General features: G+C 70.3%; 14 protein-coding genes and 4 tRNA genes. 9 read left to right on the top strand and 9 right to left on the bottom strand.

What is annotated here, in order from left to right; translation table 11 throughout:
* Positions 1–113: 113 nt before the first annotated feature.
* The 4 genes from ACFYQA_RS02615 (at position 114) to purM (ending at position 4,499) form a co-directional block, all read left to right on the top strand.
* A complete protein-coding gene (locus ACFYQA_RS02615; protein WP_388910555.1) occupies positions 114–911 on the top strand; it encodes a sterol carrier family protein in 798 nt (265 codons plus the stop codon).
* A 123-nt stretch (positions 912–1,034) separates the two neighbouring features.
* Positions 1,035–1,793, top strand: a complete 759-nt coding sequence (locus ACFYQA_RS02610) for an META domain-containing protein (RefSeq protein WP_388910552.1) — start codon at positions 1,035–1,037, stop codon at positions 1,791–1,793.
* A 62-nt stretch (positions 1,794–1,855) separates the two neighbouring features.
* Positions 1,856–3,382: an amidophosphoribosyltransferase gene (gene purF / locus ACFYQA_RS02605; RefSeq protein WP_388910549.1), complete on the top strand. Its 1,527-nt coding sequence runs from the start codon at positions 1,856–1,858 to the stop codon at positions 3,380–3,382.
* 34 nt (positions 3,383–3,416) lie between these two features.
* Positions 3,417–4,499: a phosphoribosylformylglycinamidine cyclo-ligase gene (purM, locus tag ACFYQA_RS02600; protein ID WP_388910546.1), complete on the top strand. Its 1,083-nt coding sequence runs from the start codon at positions 3,417–3,419 to the stop codon at positions 4,497–4,499.
* Positions 4,500–4,679: 180 nt separating this feature from the next.
* Here purM and ACFYQA_RS02595 read toward each other — a convergent pair whose 3' ends face one another.
* The gene (locus tag ACFYQA_RS02595; protein WP_388910544.1) at positions 4,680–4,931 is read right to left on the bottom strand and encodes a DUF3073 domain-containing protein; all 252 of its coding nucleotides are present in this window, start codon (positions 4,929–4,931) and stop codon (positions 4,680–4,682) included.
* Positions 4,932–5,381: 450 nt separating this feature from the next.
* The gene (locus ACFYQA_RS02590; protein WP_388910541.1) at positions 5,382–6,470 is read right to left on the bottom strand and encodes a Leu/Phe/Val dehydrogenase; all 1,089 of its coding nucleotides are present in this window, start codon (positions 6,468–6,470) and stop codon (positions 5,382–5,384) included.
* 284 nt (positions 6,471–6,754) lie between these two features.
* On the opposite strand from ACFYQA_RS02590, the gene ACFYQA_RS02585 reads away from it, so the two are divergent.
* Complete coding sequence (locus tag ACFYQA_RS02585; RefSeq protein ID WP_388910538.1) at positions 6,755–7,633, top strand: hypothetical protein; 879 nt, start codon at positions 6,755–6,757, stop codon at positions 7,631–7,633.
* Positions 7,634–8,254: 621 nt separating this feature from the next.
* The gene (bldC, locus tag ACFYQA_RS02580) at positions 8,255–8,461 is read left to right on the top strand and encodes a developmental transcriptional regulator BldC (RefSeq protein WP_003949541.1); all 207 of its coding nucleotides are present in this window, start codon (positions 8,255–8,257) and stop codon (positions 8,459–8,461) included.
* Between the two features lie 562 nt (positions 8,462–9,023).
* On the opposite strand, the gene ACFYQA_RS02575 is transcribed toward bldC, so the two are convergent.
* The 7 genes from ACFYQA_RS02575 to ACFYQA_RS02545 form a co-directional block, all read right to left on the bottom strand.
* A complete protein-coding gene (locus tag ACFYQA_RS02575) occupies positions 9,024–9,275 on the bottom strand; it encodes a DUF6274 family protein (RefSeq protein WP_388910535.1) in 252 nt (83 codons plus the stop codon).
* A 473-nt stretch (positions 9,276–9,748) separates the two neighbouring features.
* Positions 9,749–9,823 (bottom strand) — tRNA-Asp (locus tag ACFYQA_RS02570).
* Between the two features lie 94 nt (positions 9,824–9,917).
* On the bottom strand, positions 9,918–14,051 hold the full coding sequence (gene hrpA / locus ACFYQA_RS02565; RefSeq protein ID WP_388910532.1) for an ATP-dependent RNA helicase HrpA: 4,134 nt from the start codon (positions 14,049–14,051) through the stop codon (positions 9,918–9,920).
* 141 nt (positions 14,052–14,192) lie between these two features.
* A tRNA-Phe gene (locus ACFYQA_RS02560) sits at positions 14,193–14,266 on the bottom strand.
* 24 nt (positions 14,267–14,290) lie between these two features.
* Positions 14,291–14,365, bottom strand: a tRNA-Asp gene (locus tag ACFYQA_RS02555).
* A 35-nt stretch (positions 14,366–14,400) separates the two neighbouring features.
* Positions 14,401–14,473: transfer RNA gene (locus ACFYQA_RS02550), tRNA-Glu, on the bottom strand.
* An 80-nt stretch (positions 14,474–14,553) separates the two neighbouring features.
* The gene (locus ACFYQA_RS02545) at positions 14,554–16,245 is read right to left on the bottom strand and encodes a metallophosphoesterase (RefSeq protein ID WP_388910529.1); all 1,692 of its coding nucleotides are present in this window, start codon (positions 16,243–16,245) and stop codon (positions 14,554–14,556) included.
* A gap of 85 nt (positions 16,246–16,330) precedes the next feature.
* Between ACFYQA_RS02545 and ACFYQA_RS02540 the strand changes: the two genes are divergently transcribed.
* From ACFYQA_RS02540 to ACFYQA_RS02530, 3 genes are all read left to right on the top strand, one after another.
* Positions 16,331–16,681 (top strand): metallopeptidase family protein, encoded by a 351-nt coding sequence (locus ACFYQA_RS02540; RefSeq protein WP_386392674.1) that lies wholly within the window; start codon positions 16,331–16,333, stop codon positions 16,679–16,681.
* Positions 16,682–16,776: 95 nt separating this feature from the next.
* Positions 16,777–17,325 carry a hypothetical protein gene (locus tag ACFYQA_RS02535; RefSeq protein WP_388910526.1) on the top strand — a complete coding sequence of 183 codons (549 nt, stop codon included), beginning with the start codon at positions 16,777–16,779 and terminating at the stop codon, positions 17,323–17,325.
* A gap of 239 nt (positions 17,326–17,564) precedes the next feature.
* A complete protein-coding gene (locus ACFYQA_RS02530) occupies positions 17,565–19,901 on the top strand; it encodes a DEAD/DEAH box helicase (protein ID WP_388910523.1) in 2,337 nt (778 codons plus the stop codon).
* Positions 19,902–20,039: the final 138 nt, after the last annotated feature.

The raw sequence follows: 20,039 nt of genomic DNA, 5'->3' as shown, positions 1-20,039 counted from the left end.
GTTCTGTACGAAGCCCCCGCCCGGGTCAGGGCGGGGGCTTCGGCGTCCCCCGGGGCGGCGAGGTGTTCGACGTTCCCGAACCGGCACCGGTCACCCCCGCATAGGCTGCCGCCATGCCACCGGCCAAGAAGCGCACCCGCTCCTACGATCCCGCCAGGACCCGAGCCGCCGTACTGGCCCAGTTCGAGAACGTCCGTGCGGCCGCCCGGGCCCTCACCCCCGAGCAGCTCGCGCTGCCCACCCGCCTCGGCGACTGGACCGTACGGGACCTGGTCGCGCACCTGGCCCTGACCGTCGCGAGCGTCGGCCGGGCCCTGGAGCGGGACGAACCGGCGAAGCCCGACCTCGCTCTGCTGGACCACCTCTCCGCGACAGCCGCCCACGCCGATGCCATCGCCGAGGCCTCCCGGGAGCTCGCCGGGGCGACCCCCGACCTCGACGCCCTGCTCACCCGCACCGGACAGGACCTGGCCCGGCACCTCGCCGCCGCCCCGCACACCCGCGTCCTCGCGATGCGCGCCGGCGCCATGACCCTCACCGACCACCTGGTCACCCGCGCCGTCGAGCTCGTCGTCCACACCGACGACCTGAACGCCGCCGTGCCCGGCCTGGACATCCCCCACGACCGTCAGGCCCTGGCCGCGTGCACCCGGATGCTGGCCGACACGCTCGCCGCGAAGGCGCCCGGCGGCTCGACGGAGGTGCGGATCCCGCCGTACGCGGTCGTCCAGTGCGTGCAGGGGCCGAGGCACACCCGGGGCACCCCGCCCAACGTCGTCGAGACCGACCCGCTGACCTGGATCCGCCTGGCCACCGGACGCACGACGTGGCAGGACGCGCTGGCCGGCGGCACGGTCGGCGCGAGTGGGGAGCGGGCGGATCTCGGGCCGTACCTGCCACTGATGACGTGAGGTGACGGCGGTCGGCGTGAGGTGACGGCGGTCGGCGTGAGGTGACGGCGGTCGGCGTGAGGGGAACCGGAAGCCCTCCGTCCCCGTCGAAGTGGCATGTACACATACGGGCACAAGCAGCGCATGACTCTCATGGCCACCGCCGCGCTCGTCCCGCTCCTGGCGGCCTGCGGCAACGAACGCGCGGGCGCGGACAGCGCTTCGGTCGAGGCCGAGCGGCCGGTCACCGGCATCAGGTGGAGCGTCGACAGCATCACCGCGGATGGCACCACCCTCCGCGCCCCCGTCGACGCACACGTCACCATCGAGGACGACGGCCGGACCGGCGGGCGGTACGCCTGCAACCACTTCCGCGGTGAGACCGACTTCGACGGCGACCGGATCCGGTTCACCATCGACAGCACCCTGATGGCCTGCGACGACGAGCCGCGCAGGACCTTCGAACGCACCCTCTCCCGCACCCTCGGGGACGGCGCTCTGAAGGCCCGGGTGAACGACGGCCGCCTGACCCTCACCGCCGGCGACGGCACCACCGTCCGGCTCAGCGAGGGCGGCGCGGACACCCCCCTGCACGGCACCACGTGGAAGATCACGTCCCCCGACGCCGAGGGCCGCGCCCACCTCACCTTCGACGAGAAGGAGGGCACCGTCTCCGGAAGCCTCGGCTGCAACAAGGTGAACGCCGGCGCCACCGTCCGCGACGGCCATATCACCGTCGGCACGCCCCTCACGACCCGAATGGTGTGCGAAGACTCACTCATGAAGGCCGAGAAGCGGCTGCTGCGACTTTTCGACACCACTCTCAGCTATCGGGTCGATCACCGGAGCATGACGCTGACCAGCGAAAACGGTCAGTCCGTCGAGGTCTTCGCCGCCACGTGATCCATGGCTGAGGCCGCGTACCCCATTCGGACCAGCACTCGATCTCGCCTACACTCGGTGGCGTGCCACGTGGTGACGGACGACTCAACCACGACCTGCTCCCTGGAGAGAAGGGCCCCCAGGACGCCTGCGGCGTCTTCGGTGTCTGGGCTCCGGGCGAAGAGGTCGCCAAGCTCACGTACTTCGGGCTCTACGCCCTCCAGCATCGGGGCCAGGAATCCGCGGGTATCGCGGTCAGCAACGGCTCCCAGATCCTCGTCTTCAAGGACATGGGCCTGGTTTCCCAAGTCTTCGACGAGACCTCGCTCGGTTCGCTCCAGGGTCATATAGCGGTCGGTCACGCCCGCTACTCGACCACCGGCGCCTCCGTGTGGGAGAACGCCCAGCCGACCTTCCGCGCCACCGCGCAGGGATCGATCGCGCTCGGTCACAACGGCAACCTGGTCAACACGGCGGAGCTCGCCGAGCTGGTCGCCGAACTCCCCAAGGAGAACGGCCGCGCCCCGAGGGCGGCGGTCACCAACGACACCGACCTGATCACCGCCCTGCTGGCCGGCCAGCGCGCCGCCGACGGCGAACCGGTGACCGTGGAGCAGGCCGCGCACGTGGTCCTTCCCCAGGTGAAGGGCGCTTTCAGCCTCGTCTTCATGGACGAGAACACGTTGTACGCGGCCCGCGACCCGCAGGGCATCCGCCCGCTGGTCCTCGGCCGCCTGGAGCGCGGCTGGGTGGTGGCCTCCGAATCCGCCGCCCTCGACATCTGCGGTGCCAGCTATGTGCGCGAGATCGAGCCGGGCGAGTTCGTCGCCATCGACGAGAACGGCCTGCGCTCCTCCCGATTCGCGGAAGCGAAGCCCAAGGGCTGTATCTTCGAGTACGTGTACCTGGCCCGCCCGGACACCGACATCGCCGGACGCAACGTCTATCTGTCGCGCGTGGAGATGGGCCGCCGCCTCGCCAAGGAGGCGCCCGCCGAGGCCGACCTGGTGATAGCGACGCCGGAGTCCGGCACCCCGGCCGCCATCGGCTACGCGGAGGCGTCCGGCATCCCCTTCGGCGCCGGTCTGGTCAAGAACGCGTACGTCGGACGGACGTTCATCCAGCCGTCGCAGACCATCCGGCAGCTCGGCATCCGCCTGAAGCTGAACCCGCTCAAGGAAGTCATCAAGGGCAAGCGCCTGGTCGTCGTCGACGACTCGATCGTGCGCGGCAACACCCAGCGGGCCCTGGTCCGCATGCTCCGTGAGGCGGGCGCCGCCGAGGTGCACATCCGGATCTCCTCGCCGCCCGTTAAGTGGCCCTGCTTCTTCGGCATCGACTTCGCGACCCGCGCCGAGCTCATCGCCAACGGCATGTCCGTCGAGGAGATCGGCACCACGCTGGGCGCCGACTCCCTGGCGTACATTTCCCTCGACGGCATGATCGAGGCGACGACCATCGCCAAGCCGAACCTGTGCCGCGCCTGCTTCGACGGCGAGTACCCGATGGATCTGCCCGACCCGGAGCTCCTCGGCAAGCGGCTGCTGGAGACCGAGCTGGCAGCCGGTACGGCCGAGCCGGCCGCGGTCGACGCGATCCGCCGCCCGTAAGCCCTGCCGCAACGAGACGAAGGCTCTCACAGTCATGTCTGAGAACACTGGCGCCGGCCCCGCGGCGGCGTCCTACAAGACCGCGGGCGTCGACATCGACGCGGGCGACCGAGCGGTCGATCTGATGAAGGAGTGGGTCAGGAAGACCCGGCGTCCCGAGGTCCTCGGCGGCCTCGGGGGCTTCGCCGGCCTCTTCGACGTCTCCGCGCTGAAGAACTACGAGCGTCCCCTGCTCGCCTCCGCCACGGACGGCGTCGGCACCAAGGTCGACATCGCCCGCCGGATGGGCGTCTACGACACCATCGGCCACGACCTGGTGGCCATGGTGATGGACGACATCGTGGTGTGCGGCGCGGAGCCGCTGTTCATGACCGACTACATCTGCGTGGGCAAGGTCCACCCCGAGCGGGTCGCCGCGATCGTCAAGGGCATCGCCGAGGGCTGTGTGCTGGCCGGCTGCGCCCTGGTCGGTGGTGAGACGGCCGAGCACCCGGGCCTGCTGGGCGAGGACGACTTCGACGTCGCCGGCGCCGGCACGGGCGTCGTGGAGGCCGACCGGCTGCTCGGCCCGGACCGCATCCGCGAGGGCGACACGGTCATCGCCATGGCCGCCTCAGGGCTTCACTCGAACGGGTATTCGCTGGTCCGGCACGTTCTGCTGAACCATGCCGGACTCGCCCTGGAGAGCCACATCGACGACCTGGGCCGCACCCTCGGTGAGGAGCTCCTGGAGCCCACCCGGATCTACTCGCTGGACTGCCTGGCCCTGATCTCCACCACCGAGGTGCACGCCTTCAGTCACGTCACCGGCGGCGGCCTCGCGGCCAACCTGGCCCGTGTCGTCCCCGACGGGCTGCACGCGGTCGTGGACCGCTCCACCTGGACCCCGGGCCCGGTCTTCGACCTCGTCGGCCGCACCGGTTCGGTCGAGCGCCTGGAACTGGAGCGGACCCTCAACATGGGCGTCGGCATGATCGCGATCGTGCCGGAGGAGTCCACGGACGTGGCGCTGACCACGCTGGCCGACCGAGGGCTGGACGCCTGGGTGGCCGGCAGGATCACCGGCCGCGGCGACCGGACCACGGGAGCGGAACTGGTGGGTGACTACGCGGGCTGAGCGAGCCGGGTGACCGGGTGTGCCGGACGTCCGGCACACCCGGTCACCCGGCACACAGAGCATGCGAAGCAGACCGGGCATGCCGAGCACACCCGGTACGGAGCCCGCCCGCGTGGGCGGGCAGCACAGAACCCGGTCGGTGACCGGAGTCACCGACCGGGTTGATGATTCAGTGCAAGATCAAGCGCCACGGCGTTGTGGCGGGGACTTGTCGTCCTCGTCACCGTCGTCCTCATAGAGGTCGGCGTACCGTGCGTACAGCTCGTCGTCCTGCTCATCGTCCTCAACAGGGTCACCATTGACATTCGGTGACGTGTTCGAAGGCGATGCACCCAGCTCCTCAGCCAGGCGTGCGAGGTCTGTCCCGCCGCTGTTGTACTTCAGCTGGCGGGCGACCTTCGTCTGCTTGGCCTTGGCCCGGCCGCGCCCCATGGCTCGACCCCCTCAACGACGGGGCTCGACGGCCCCAGAGTCTTGACACGCGTTCATGGTCCGGAACGGACTCTCCTTGGAGAGGCCGGTCCGTAGGGCTCCCACGGTACCTGAGCCCACGCCCATACGGTACGTCGCCCGCATGACGTGGCCCCGTCCGGGACCCTCGGGACACCCTGTTCTCCCTGGTCACGTGCGTTTTCAAGCACTTGTCGGGGGGCGACCCGCCGGGAGAAGTGAGAGTTCTCTCGAAGTGGCACTCCACGGGTACCGGCCAAATGTGCGAACGGCGGGCGGGGGCGGACTCACCGGCCCGCCCCCGCCCACCGTGCCGCACATGCCCCGTGCGCGCCCTGACGCGTCACGCAGGTGCCCGTACGCACCCCGTACGCCTCACGGCCTTGTCCCGTACGGCTCCCGTACGGCTCCCGCACCGCTCCCGCACGGGGTTCAGCGCGACGCGCGCGCCTCCGCCATCCGCTGTTCGGCGATCCGGTCGGCCGCCGCGGCCGGCGGAATCCCGTCCGACTTCGCACGTGCGAATATGGCGAGCGTGGTGTCGAAGATCTTCGCCGCCTTCGCCCTGCACCGGTCGAAGTCGAAGCCGTGCAGCTCGTCGGCGACCTGGATGACCCCGCCGGCGTTCACCACGTAGTCGGGCGCGTAGAGGATCCCGCGGTCGGCGAGGTCCTTCTCGACACCCGGGTGGGCGAGCTGGTTGTTGGCGGCGCCGCAGACCACCGCGGCGGTCAGGGCCGGCACGCTGTCGTCGTTCAGCGCACCGCCCAGTGCGCACGGGGCGTACACGTCCAGGCCCTCGGTGCGGATCAGCGCCTCGGTGTCGGCAACGGCCGTGACACCCTGCGGATGCCGGTCCAGGACCCGCCGTACGGCGTCCTCGCGCACGTCGGTGATCACGACCTCGGCGCCCTCCTTGCGCAGGTGGTCGACCAGGTGATGGCCGACCTTGCCGACGCCCGCCACCCCGATCCTGCGGCCGCGCAGCGAAGGGTCGCCCCACAGGTGCTGGGCCGAGGCCCGCATCCCCTGGTAGACGCCGAACGCGGTGAGGATGGACGAGTCGCCGGCGCCGCCGTTCTCGGGGGAGCGGCCGGTGGTCCAGCGGCACTCGCGGGCCACGACGTCCATGTCGGCGACATAGGTGCCGACGTCGCAGGCGGTGACGTACCGGCCGCCCAACGAGGCGACGAACCGGCCGTAGGCGAGCAGCAGCTCCTCGGTCTTGTCCGTTGCGGGGTCACCGATGATCACGGCCTTGCCGCCGCCGTGGTCGAGACCGGCCATGGCGTTCTTGTACGACATTCCGCGCGCGAGGTTCAGCGCGTCGGCGACGGCCTCCTCCTCGGTCGCGTACGGGTAGAAGCGCGTGCCGCCGAGGGCGGGACCCAGGGCGGTGGAATGGAGGGCGATGACGGCCTTGAGGCCACTGGCACGGTCCTGGCAGAGCACAACTTGCTCGTGACCGCCCTGCTCCGAACGGAACAGGGTGTGCAGGACGCCGTCAGATACGTCGGTCACTGTGGTGACTCCTGAGTAAGTAGCGGCGGGTGGACACAGTTCCCGAAACTCCCCCGCGCTTGTGGCTGTGGGGGCGGTGGCGGAGGCTGTGAGCACGAGGTTAGAGCCTGCCGCCCACGGGGGCGGCAACGTGTCCAGGATCACCCCCGCGCGGCTTTCCGTGTGGGAGCGCCGTGCGACGATTCGCCCGGATCGCCCGTATGTCCGTGCCGTCCGTTCGCCGCCCGGGCGCCCGTGGGCGGACCCGCAGGTTTTCGCGCCGGTGCGCGGGGGAGGGAGCAGGCGTGCCCAAGGTCTCCTCGGTGATCGTCCCTTACGCGGCCTACCTGCGCGTGTACGAACCACTGACCGCCTTCTCCGAGCCGGAGCGCGGTCACTGGGCCCGTTATGCCCGCCGCCCCGACCTCCCCTCCTACCAGGACGAACTCCGCCTGGCCCTGGCCGACGTCGTGCCGACGCCGCCGGTCCCGGTCCCGGCGCGGGAGAGCGAGGACGCGTTCGTGCTGGAGATCGACGGCGTGGTCTGCGTCTGCCCCTGGCGCACCCGGCTGCGCGGCTGGCAGGCCCTGGGGGAGCTCGCCGAGGAGTTCCCCCTGCCGGTCCTGGACGCGCTCCTGCCCCCGTTCGTACGGCGCCAGGCCGTTGAGGACTACGAGCGCTGGCTGACGGCTCACCCCGACGCCCGACCGTGGATCCGCACCGCGACCTGGCAGGTGCCGATCAACTGGTTCGTGCTGGTCTCGGACGAGGAACGCGAGTACGAGGAGGGCTCCCGGGGTGCCCCCGGTCCCGTCGGTTCCGCGAGTTCCACCGGCGAGGCCCCCGTCCTGCGGTACCGCACTCCCATGGTCGAGGCGCGCCGTCGGGTGGCACGCGGGCTGCGGGCGCTGAGGACCGCCATGGACGGGGGGCCGCTGATCGACGACCTGGTGGATGTGGGGCGCTGGCTGGAGGAGTTCCATCCACGGTCACTGGTCGAACTGGATTACGGCGGCCTGGTGCACGCCCTGCCGGCCGGCGCACTGGAGGACGACCACTCCGCGGCGGACGTGGCCGAAGGGATCGCGGCGCTGCGCCGCGGCGACGGGGAGACCGCGGGGGAGGCGTACGGGCGGCTGGTGGAGCGCTGGCGCTCGGTCCGGGACCTGCGGTCGGCCAACTGACGCCCGGCCACGGAGGGTCGCTACCCGGCCGGTGCTCCGGTGGAGCTCGGGAAGGGCCCGGTCGGCCGTTCCGGCCGCGGTAACGAACTGGCGTTTGACCAAACGCCCTTCTTGGGGTTTTGTCGTCGCCCTGAGGTTTCGTCACCCTGGACCGGACATCGGACGTACGAGCCTATCCGGGCGTATGCCCCAAGCCGGTCAAGGGTGACGGACCGCACGTACGCGGCCCTTGCGCCCCTTGCCCCCCCTCGTGCCAAAATAGGACAAGGAGTCCGAGGAGGACTCCTCCGTCCTGCTGTGCTCGACTATGGGCGGAATCTCGGCATTGCACGCTTTGGGGGGTCCAGTGCCTCCTGATCTCGCCTGTGACTGATCGTCACAAGCGCGTGACTGTCCGCTATGGCATGGTCCATCGGCTTCCGCGGCTGATGAACACCTGGGAGGGCAATTCCATCGGTTTGGCCGACGCGGCTGGACGGATGGTGTAGTTGTAGTGCCGAGGACAAGCCGTTCGTCCTATAACCGACTCGACTCGCGTCCGCCATTTCGGGCAACGTGGGTCAAGGTGCAGAATTTAGAGGAAAGAACCGAGAAGGTTCGGTTCTCCCGAGGAGGCCGCTCATGACCGCTCGCACCCCTGATGCCGAGCCGCTGCTGACCCCGGCTGAGGTCGCCACCATGTTCCGCGTGGACCCGAAGACGGTCACGCGTTGGGCGAAGGCCGGCAAGCTCACGTCGATCCGCACGCTCGGCGGGCATCGCCGTTACCGCGAAGCTGAGGTCCGCGCCCTGCTCGCGGGCATTCCGCAGCAGCGCAGCGAGGCCTGAACAACTAAATAACCCGGACAAACCGGCTGGTCCCCTAACTCGCCGAGGTGTTCGGACCCCTAGCTCCACACGACGTGGGGACTGCCCCAACAGGCCCCTCGCCCAAGCCGATCAGAGCTTTCCCGGCAGTTGAACCGGGTGCGTCGTCGATCGCGCTGGACTCCGCCGAGTCCAGCGCGATTTTTTTGTGCGGTGCGCCCCTGGTGGTGTGCCGGCGCGGTGCCCACGGGGCCTGTGCGGGTTCCGTGGGCGGGCCTGTGCGGGTTCCGTGGGCGGACTCGTCCGGCCTCGGGGGGTGCCTGTGAGGTCGCCGGTGAGGTCGCCTGTGCGGAGATTTGTGCGGGCCTCTGAGGGTAGTGCAATTGCACATATTAAATTGACTTGTTGTAGGGGGTGGGTAAGTGCCGGACTTCCCGAAACTCATACGGTGACACCCGTCACATCCCGGTCGCCTTGTTGGGCCACCGGCATATGCGCTAGGGCGGCGGGTGTTGGGTGCGATGAGGAGCAACTCGGTTGCGAGGCCCGGGGGGTGGGAGGCTGGGAGGTTGGGACGACCGGGCTAGGCGGTGGGGGCGCCCTCGCCTTCGACGCACTCCGGAGGGTGCTCCGTGGACTCGGCCGGCCGTGAGGGGTCGGCGAGGCGCGGTGGCCGCTCGGCGCGCTCGGTGGTGGCGGGCGGCGCGGAGTCCATGGCCAGCCGCAACAGGCGGTGGCAGACCGGACAGTGCCGGGTGGCATGCCCGAACGACGAGGCGGCCGACAGGTGTGCGCGGAGCAACGCCCGTGTCTCGTGCCTGGCCGGTGCCGGCATGTGCCACCTCCCGTGGCCGCACCGGGGGCGGCCCTGCTCTCTGAGGTACCCAGGGAATCCCGCCCCGTCAAGCCGTCCGGACCTCCGCCAGGGGGCCGCAGAGGCGCGCGAAGCGGAGCGAGGGCCTCCCGAACCCTCAGGGCCACCTGAAGGCCCTCAGTCGGCCGGTGAGGGGCGTTGAGTGGCGGGTGTCGGCAGTGGGGCAGGGCTGGGGGTACGGGGAGGGGAGGCGCGGGACGTATGAGACGGGTCCCATTGCGGGGGCAGGCGCGGCCTCCCGGCGACAGGGGCGCGGGGTGGGACCGGGGACGCCAGTAGGGCCCCACTCGAGGGTGGAGCCCTACTCGGTCGTGCGGTCCTGACGGGATCTGCTGTGTCCGGTGGCGGCTGCCGCCGCGGGCGCGGTCCGGTCTCTCCTGGGGCGGGGGATGCGAAAGGGCCCCGTCGCGGTGACGGGGCCCTACTCGGTTGTGCGGTCCTGACGGGATTTGAACCCGCGGCCTCCACCTTGACAGGGTGGCGAGCACTCCAAACTGCTCCACAGGACCAGGTTTCGCAGTGCGATTGCTACCTTGCGCTGCGAAAAGAGACTGTACAGGAGCCGCGGCCCGCTGGTCGAACTCACCCTGCGTGGCGCACCTGTCACGGAGCGGCGGCGTCGATCGCCTTCACGATCCGCTTGTCCGAGACCGGGTACGCGGTGCCCAGCGCATGGGCGAAATAGCTGACCCGGAGCTCCTCGATCATCCAGCGGATGTCCAGCACCTGCTGCGGCACCGGCCGTCCCTGGGGCAGCTGTTCCAGCAGCCAGGCGTACTCGTCCCGCATCTCGTGGACCTTCTCCATGCGGGCCGTGTCCCGCTGGACGTTCGTCGGCATCTGCTGGAGGCGGCGGTCCACGGCCACCAGGTACCGCATCAGGTCCGGCAGCCGGCGCAGCCCCGTCTCCGTCACGAACCCCGGCTTCACCAGGGCGTCCAGCTGCCCGCGTACGTCCTGGAGGTTGGCCAGCAGCACGGGGCTTCGTACGTCCTTCAGACGCCGTTCGCACGCCTGCCAGGCGGCCAGTACCTGCTGCACCTGGCCCACCGCGCGGACGGTCGTGTCGACGATCTCGGCGCGCACCTTCTCGTACAGCTTGCGGTACGACTCCTCGTCCCACACGGGCCCGCCGAAGTCCGCGATCAGCCGGTCCGCCGCCGCCATCGCGCAGTCGTCGAACAGCGCCTGGATGGAACCGTGCGGATTCGCCGACAGGGCGAGCTTCTGGGGGTTCGTCAACTTCTCGGATGCGAACTTCGCAGGGTTCACCGGGATATTGCGCAGGATCAGGCGACGCGTGCCCTTCCACATCGCCGGCTGCTGCTCCGCCTCCGCATCGAAGAGGCGTACGGAGACGGTGTCGCCGTCGTCGACCAGCGCGGGGAACGCCTTCACCGGCTGACCGGCCCGCCGCGTCTCGAAGACACGGGTCAGCGCGCCGACGGTCCAGTCGGTCAGACCCGTCCGCTCCAGCGACTCGCCGCCCTCGCGTTGGGCCGTGGCGGCCGCCGCCTGGGAGAGAGCCTGGCGGGCCTTCGGCTTCAGCCGGAGTCGGAGCGCCTCCAGGTCCTTGTCCTCGGCGATCTTCCGGCGCCGCTCGTCGACGATCCGGAAGGTGATCTTCAAGTGGTCGGGGACCTTGGACCAGTCGAAGTCGTCCGCGTCGAACGGCACCCCGACCATGCGCTTCAGCTCACGGGCCATCGTCGTGGTCAGCGGCTCCTGGAGAGGCACCGCCCGCTCCAGGAACGTTTTCGCGTAGTTCGGCGCCGGCACGTAGTTGCGGCGGATCGGCTTGGGGAGGGAACGGATCAGCTCCGTGACGACCTCCTCCCGCAGGCCCGGGATCTGCCAGTCGAAGCTCTCGTCCGTGACCTGGTTCAGCACCTGCAGCGGCACATGGACCGTCACCCCGTCGGCGTCCGCACCCGGCTCGAACTGGTACGTCACCCGGAACGTGAGGGCACCCTGCCGCCAGGAGTCCGGATAGTCGGCCTTGGTGACGGCCTCGGCCGACTCGCGGATGAGCATCTCGCGCTCGAAGTCGAGGAGGTCCGGCTGCTCGTGCCGTTTGTGCTTCCACCACGAGTCGAAGTGCGCCCCCGACACGACGTGTTCGGGCACCCGCTGGTCGTAGAAGTCGAACAGGGTCTCGTCGTCGACCAGGATGTTCCGCCGCCGCGCCCGGTGCTCCAGCTCCTCGACCTCGGTGAGCAGCCTGCGGTTGTCCGCGAAGAACTTGTGGTGCGTGCGCCAGTCGCCCTCGACCAGTGCGTTGCGGATGAACAGCTCACGCGACACCTCGGCGTCGATCCGGCCGTAGTTCACCTTCCGCTGGGCGACGATCGGTACGCCGTACAGCGTGACCTTCTCGTACGCCATCACCGCGGCCTGGTCCTTCTCCCAGTGCGGCTCGCTGTACGTGCGCTTCAGCAGGTGCTCGGCGAGCGGTTCGACCCACTCCGGCTCGACCTTCGCGTTGACCCGCGCCCACAGCCGGGACGTCTCGACGAGCTCCGCCGACATCACGAACCGCGGCTGCTTCTTGAACAGCGCCGAACCCGGGAAGATCGCGAACTTGGCGTTGCGGGCGCCCACGTACTCGCCGCGCCCGCCGCCGTCCTTGCGACCGTTCCCGTCCTTGCGCCCGGCCTGAACGGAGTCCTTCGACTCCTTCACGTCCTTCATCCCGATGTGGGAGAGCAGGCCCGAGAGGAGGGAGACGTGGATGCGGTCGCCGGGGGCGTCCTCCTCGTTGAGGTGGATGCCCATCTGCTTGGCGACCGTGCGCAGCTGCGTGTAGATGTCCTGCCACTCACGGATCCGCAGGAAGTTCAGGTACTCCTGCTTGCACATGCGCCGGAAGGACGACGAGCCGCGCTCCTTCTGCTGCTCCCGCACGTAGCGCCACAGGTTGAGGTAGGCGAGGAAGTCGCTGGTCTCGTCCCGGAACCGGGCGTGCTGCTGGTCCGCCTGGGTCTGCTTGTCGGCCGGCCGCTCGCGCGGGTCCTGGATGGACAGCGCCGCCGCGATCACCATGACCTCGCGGACACAGCCGTTGCGGTCCGCCTCCAGCACCATGCGCGCCAGCCGCGGGTCGACCGGCAACTGGGCCAGCTTGCGCCCGGTCTCCGTCAGCCGCTTGCGGGGGTCCTTCTGCGCCGGATCGAGGGCGTTTAGCTCCTGGAGCAGCTGCACGCCGTCGCGGATGTTCCGGTGGTCCGGCGGGTCGATGAAGGGAAACTTCTCGATCTCGCCGAGGCCCGCTGCCGTCATCTGCAGGATGACCGACGCCAGGTTGGTACGGAGGATCTCCGCGTCCGTGAACTCAGGGCGGGTGACGAAGTCGTCCTCGCTGTACAGCCGGATGCAGATGCCGTCCGACGTGCGCCCGCAGCGGCCCTTGCGCTGGTTGGCGCTGGCCTGCGACACCGCCTCGATCGGCAGCCGCTGCACCTTGGTCCGGTGGCTGTAGCGGGAGATCCGCGCGAACCCGGGGTCGATGACGTACTTGATGCCCGGCACCGTCAGTGACGTCTCCGCGACGTTGGTCGCCAGAACGATCCTGCGGCCGCTGTGCTGCTGGAAGACACGGTGCTGCTCGGCGTGCGAGAGCCGCGCGTAGAGCGGCAGCACCTCGGTGCTGTGCCAGTCGGCACCTCCGGCGCGGGGATACGCCTTCTTCGTCAGCGCGTCCGCCGTGTCCCGGATCTCCCGCTCGCCGGACAGGAAGACCAGGATGTCACCGGGCCCCTCGGCCATCAGCTCATCGACCGCGTCCGTGATCGCGGTGATCTGATCGCGGTCGGCGTCCTCGGAGTCCTCCTCGAGCAGCGGCCGGTACCGCACCTCGACGGGATACGTGCGACCACTGACCTCGATGATCGGCGCGTCGCCGAAGTGCCGGGAGAACCGCTCCGGGTCGATGGTCGCCGAGGTGATGACGACCTTCAGGTCCGGGCGCCTGGGCAGCAGCCGGGCGAGATAGCCCAGCAGGAAGTCGATGTTCAGCGACCGCTCGTGGGCCTCGTCGATGATGATCGTGTCGTAGGCGAGCAGCTCACGGTCCGTCTGGATCTCGGCGAGCAGAATGCCGTCGGTCATCAGCTTCACGAAGGTGGCGTCCGGACTCACCTGGTCGGTGAACCGCACCTTCCAGCCGACGGCCTCCCCGAGGGGGGTGTCCAGCTCCTCCGCGACCCGCTCCGCGACCGTGCGGGCGGCGATCCGGCGGGGCTGGGTGTGCCCGATCATTCCGCGGACGCCCCGGCCCAGCTCCATGCAGATCTTCGGGATCTGCGTGGTCTTGCCGGAACCCGTCTCACCCGCGACGATCACCACCTGGTGATCGCGGATGGCCTCGGCGATCGCGTCCTTCTTCTGGCTGACCGGCAACTGCTCCGGATACGTGATCGCCGGTACCCGTGCCCGCCGCCGGGCCATCCGCTCCTCGGCCTTGGCGGCCTCCGCCTCGATCTCGCCGAGCACGGTGGCCTTGGCCTCCGGCTTACGGATCTTGCGTGCGCCCTCGAGCCTGCGCCCGAGCCGCTGCGTGTCACGCAACGAGAGCTCGGTCAGGCGAGAGGCGAGAGCGCCGAAGGAAGGGGTGCTGGAGGAAGGGGTGCCGGAGGAGGGGGCGTCGAAGGAGGGGGCGCCGGAGGAAGGGGTGCCGGAGGCAGGGGTGCCGGAGGCAGGGGCGCCGGAGGAGGGGGCGGAGGCAGGGTGCGTGGACATACGGGAACCAGGATCTCATTCTCGAGAATTCTGTGGCGAACGGTTTTGGCCCGCCTGCCCGGCCCTCACCGCACTTCGAGCCGCCAGGACCGGTGAGTGCACGAGAACACCCCCTCCGGAACCCGGAGGGGGTGTGTGTTGTGGCTGGGGCCGGGGTCGAACCGGCGACCTATCGCTTTTCAGGCGATCGCTCGTACCAACTGAGCTACCCAGCCACGAGGTTTCACGTGAAACCTCAGCGGTCCTGACGGGATTTGAACCCGCGGCCTCCACCTTGACAGGGTGGCGAGCACTCCAAACTGCTCCACAGGACCAAGCTTCGTACGACAGTGTCGCACAGGGTGGTGCGTGCCCCCAACGGGATTCGAACCCGTGCTACCGCCTTGAAAGGGCGGCGTCCTAGGCCGCTAGACGATGAGGGCTATCGGCCCGCCTGGGCGCTTCTCAGCGCGTCGGGGACGTCCGAAGCATATGTGATGCCGGGAGGGATCGCCAAAACGGTTTACGGGGCGGGTCCCGAGGGGGTGGGAGAGGGGAGCCGGGAGAACAGCGGGGACGACGGCGGGGAGGGGGAGCCGGAAGGGGAACCGGCAGGCGATCCCGTGGATGACCCCGACGGAGAACCGGAGGGAGAACCGGAGGGAGAGCCGGACGGGGACGCGCCCGGCTGGTTCTCCTCCGGGAGGTGTCGGCTGACCTCTGCCGTGGTCAGGCCCAGGCCGCCCAGTCTGATCGAGTCCCAGGCCTGGAGACGGCGGGTGTCGCGGTCGAAGTAGAGGATCGAGGTCTCGATCGGGTCGGGGTGTTCGCCCTCGATCGCGCGCAGACCGCTGCCGCCGGTGGAGCCTTCGATGCGGAGCCGGGTGCCGTACTTCATGACCTCGGTCTTCTGGCGGTGGACGTGCCCGGCCAGGACGAGGGGCACCGTGCCGTCCACCTCGCGGGCCGCCGCCGGTTCATGGGCGACGGCCACGTCGACCGGGGTGCCGGCGGCCCGCTGGTCCCGCAGGGCGGAGGCCAGGCGGGCGCCCGCCAGTTCCTGGGACTGCTCGGCACCGGGTTTCGTGGAGCGGTCCGGGGTGAACTGAGGGTCGCCGATGCCGGCGAAGCGCAGGCCCGCGACGGTTCTGGCCCGGCCGTCGTCCAGGACGTGGACGTTCTCGAGGTCTTCGAGATAGCGCTGGGTGACGGGCGAGTCGTGGTTGCCGCGGACCCAGACGTAGGGGGCGCCGAGGTCCTCGATGGGGTCGAGGAAGCCGTTCTCGGCGGCGGTGCCGTGGTCCATGGTGTCTCCGGAGTCGACGATGACGTCCACCCGGTACTGCTCGACGAGCGAGGCGATGATCGCCCAGCTCGCGGGATTGAGATGGATGTCGGAGACGTGCAGGACCCGGAGGGTGGACGGGTCGGGCTGGTAGGCGGGGAGCGTGGAGGTGGCGTCGTACAGCTTCGTCACGTTGGTGACCAGGCGGGCCAGCTCCTTCTGGTAGACGTCGAACTCCGTGACGATGCTGCGGGCGTTGCCGACCAGGGAGGGCGCCGAGGAGAGCAGCCCGGAGAACCTCGGTTCGAGGACGGAGTCCGGGTTCCAGGTGGCGTACGCGGTACCGCCGGACGCGGCCAGAAGGGTGAGGGCGAGACCGCCCGCGGCCAGGGCCCGGCGCGGACGGCGGTAGACGGCGAGACCGAGAGCGGTGGCGCCGGTGACGACGGCGACGACGGAGCGCACGGCGAGGTCGGCGGTGCCGCGGGCGATGTCCTGGGTGACTTCGTCCTGGAGCCCGGAGAGGCGCTCGGGGTGGTCCACGAGGGCCTGGGATCGGGCGGGGTCCAGCTGGTCGACGTTCACGTCGAGGCGGACGGGGGCGTGGTGGCTGTCGAGTTCGAGGGCGCCCAGGGGGGACACGTTGATCTTCGTGCCGCCCGTGAGGGACGGGCGCAAGGTCATGGTCGTGTCCATGGGGCCGACCGGGACGCGCACATTGCCCACGATCAGCAGGCCGAGCCAGGCGCCCAGCAGGACGACGGCGAAGAGTCCGACGACGCGCTTCCAGGGTCGGGGCGGCCGGGCGGTGAGTGTGCTGGTGACGGCCGTGGCGGCGGGGCGGCGGGAGCGGTGACGGCGGGTGAGGGCTCGCGGGACCCTTCGGAGGCGGTGTGGGAGGTTCCTGACTGCGGAGGGGACGCGTGCCATTGATCCCGTATGCCCATACGACGCGCCGGATATGCGGGGTGCCCGGCGGGACTCGTACGGATGGGTCATGGCAGACAATGGCCCTGTGCTGGAGATGACGCGTGGGGAGTTCGAGGAACTGGTCGCCGAGGCGCTCGACCGGATCCCGCCGGAGCTGACGCGGCTGATGGACAACGTCGCGGTGTTCGTCGAGGACGAGCCGCCGGCGGACGATCCCGAGCTGCTGGGGCTGTACGAGGGGACTCCGCTGACCGAGCGGGGCGAGTGGTACGCGGGGGTGCTGCCGGACCGGATCACCATCTACCGGGGGCCGACCCTGCGGATGTGCGAATCCCGGGAGGACATCGTCGCCGAGGCGGAGATCACGGTGGTGCACGAGATCGCGCATCACTTCGGGATCGACGACGCCCGACTGCACGCACTCGGCTACGGATAGGTCACCGGCTTGTCACCGGTGCGCTGACGGCGTGTCCTCCTGCGGGCGGTGGGAGTTGGGCAGTCCGACCCAGTATTCCGACCGGAGGTGGCCTCGTGCGCCCCTTGTACGTACCTGTCCGCCTGGCCGCCACCGTCCTGGCCGTCGCCGCTGCCGCCGGCTGTATGAGCGTCGGTGGGGAGGGGCCGGTCGAGGCCGAGCCGTCGCATTCCGTAAGCCGTTCGGACGGCGAGGCGCCCGACGGGGGGCCCGCGGTGCCGGACGGCAAGGGCGGTCATGGTGCCGCGGCGGACGAGGGCGGGAGCGAGCGCCGCGAGGGCGGCGGCAAGAAGGGCGAGCAGGGTGAACGGAAGAAGAGCGGGGCGGGAGCCGCGTCCGCCGCCGAGGCGCCGCCCTCCCCGGGGGTGAGCGGGCCGGTGCCGGACGACGGCGGGCCGGGTGAGCCGGCGGGGCCGACCCCTGACAGCCGGCCGGAACCGCCGGAGCCCACCCGGCCGGCGGATCCGGAGCCCACCCAGGCGCCGCCGGAGCCCTCGGTCCCGCCGGAGCCGACGGCCGCGGAGCCGTCCTCGTCGGCGCACGAGCCGCCGGAGACCCAGCTGGTGCACCGGGAGCCCGCACCGGAAGCGGGGGCGCCGGCCTGAGCACCCGCTCCGATGCCCTGCCCCACCGCTGTGAGCTCCCGGTTTGCTTTGGGGGGCACAGGGTGCGTATGGTGGCAGATCGTTTGATCCTATTTGCCCGGCGCCACTGCAGAGCGCGCCGTGTGGCGCGTACTCTCCCCTTACCGTGGTGGACCGCATCGAGGCGGTCATATTGCGAATTGCGAATCACGGAGTTGACGGGCGCGTGCCGAAGAGACTCCGGAAGGTTTCGCATTCGTATGCCCATCGCCAGTACTGATTACGTCGTCGTGCCCGAGAACACCGAGGACGCCGACACCACCACCACCACCACCATCACCACCGCCGTCGCCGCTGACGTCGTCACCGCTGACGTCGTCACCGACGTCACGGACATCACGGACGTCATCACCGACATCGACGTGGCCACCGACACCGACGACAGCGCGGACGACGGTGACGTCACCGACGACGGTGACAGCGCGGACAGCACCCCCGAGCTCACCTTCGCCTCCCTCGGCCTGCCCGAGGGCGTCGTGCGCAAGCTCACGCAGAACGGCGTGACCAGCCCCTTCCCGATCCAGGCGGCGACCATCCCGGACGCCCTGAACGGCAAGGACATCCTCGGCCGCGGCCGCACCGGCTCCGGCAAGACCCTCGCCTTCGGTCTGTCGACGCTGACCACGCTGGCCGGCGGCCGGACCGAGAAGCACAAGCCGCGCGCCCTCATCCTGACGCCGACGCGTGAGCTCGCCATGCAGGTGGCCGACGCGCTCCAGCCGTACGGGGACGTCCTCGGGCTGAAGATGAAGGTCGTCTGCGGCGGTACCTCCATGGGCAACCAGATCTACGCCCTCGAGCGCGGTGTCGACGTCCTGGTCGCCACCCCCGGCCGCCTGCGCGACATCATCAACCGCGGCGCGTGCTCCCTGGAGAACGTGCAGATCGCCGTCCTCGACGAGGCCGACCAGATGTCGGACCTGGGCTTCCTGCCCGAGGTCACCGAGCTGCTCGACCAGATCCCGGCGGGCGGTCAGCGGATGCTGTTCTCCGCGACCATGGAGAACGAGATCAAGACGCTCGTCGACCGGTACCTGAAGGACCCGGTCCACCACGAGGTCGACGCCGCCCAGGGCGCCGTCACGACGATGTCGCACCACATCCTGGTCGTGAAGCCGAAGGACAAGGCACCGGTCACCGCGGCCATCGCCTCCCGCAAGGGCCGCACCATCATCTTCGTCCGTACCCAGCTGGGCGCGGACCGGATCGCCGACCAGCTGCGCGAGGCGGGCGCCAAGGCCGACGCGCTGCACGGCGGCATGACGCAGGGCGCGCGGACGCGGACGCTGGCCGACTTCAAGGACGGCTACGTCAACGTCCTGGTCGCCACGGACGTCGCCGCGCGCGGTATCCACGTCGACGGCATCGACCTGGTGCTGAACGTGGACCCGGCCGGCGACCACAAGGACTACCTGCACCGGGCCGGCCGTACGGCGCGGGCCGGCCGCACCGGCACCGTCGTGTCGCTGTCCCTGCCGCACCAGCGGCGCCAGATCTTCCGGCTGATGGAGGACGCGGGCGTGGACGCCACGCGTCACATCATCCAGGGCGGCGCGGCCTTCGATCCGGAGCTCGCCGAGATCACCGGCGCCCGGTCGATGACCGAGGTCCAGGCCGAGTCGGCGGGCAAGGCGGCCCAGCAGGCCGAGCGCGAGGCCGCTCAGCTCACCAAGGAACTGGAGCGGGCGCAGCGCCGGGCCTCCGAACTGCGGGAAGAGGCGGACCGGCTGGTCGCCAGGGCCGCCCGCGAGCGGGGCGAGGACCCGGAGGCGGCAGTGGCCGAGGCGGCCACCGAGGTGTCGGCCCAGGCCGAGGTCTCGCTGCCGGAGCAGCAGACCGCACGCGACACCGAGCGCTCCGACCGCCGCGACGGCTTCCGTCGTGACGACCGGGGTGACCGCGGTGGTGACCGTGGTGGCCGTTCGTTCGAGCGTCGTGACGACCGCGGCGGCTTCAACCGCGACCGTGACCGTGGTGGTGACCGTGGTGGCTTCCGTCGTGACGACCGGGGTGACCGCGGTGGTGACCGTGGCGGCCGTTCGTTCGAGCGTCGTGACGACCGGGGTGACCGCGGTGGTGACCGTGGTGGCCGTCCGTTCGAGCGTCGTGACGACCGGGGTGACCGCGGTGGTGACCGTGGCGGCCGTTCGTTCGAGCGTCGTGACGACCGCGGTGGTGACCGTGGTGGCCGTCCGTTCGAGCGTCGTGACGACCGGGGTGACCGCGGTGGTGACCGTGGCGGCCGTCCGTTCGAGCGTCGTGACGACCGCGGTGACCGCGGTGGTGACCGTGGCGGCTTCCGTCGCGACGACCGGGGTGACCGTCCCGGCTTCCGCCGTGACGACCGCGGTGAGCGCGGTGAGCGTGCCGGCCACCGTGGCAGCGACCGTCCGGTCAACCGCGACCGCCAGGGCGAGCGCCCCGGCTTCCGCTCCGGTGCCTCCCACGACCGCCCGTACGGCCGTCGTGACGAGCACCGCGGCGGTGGCTCTTTCGGCCGCCGCGAGGACAAGCCGCGCTGGAAGCGCAACGACTGATCCCGGCACACCGGACTGACGTGACAGGGCCCGTACGACATCCGTCGTGCGGGCCCTGCCGCATGTGGAGGGGACACGTCCGGGTCTGTCGCACCGATACCCGATCAACGACGCGCCCACGTCCCGCTATGCTCGTGG

It is taken from the genome of Streptomyces sp. NPDC005774 (genome assembly GCF_042871645.1).
Classification (GTDB): domain Bacteria; phylum Actinomycetota; class Actinomycetes; order Streptomycetales; family Streptomycetaceae; genus Streptomyces; species Streptomyces pratens.
Note: the sequence above shows the minus strand (reverse complement) of the source record. Positions and strands in the feature narration are given on the sequence as shown.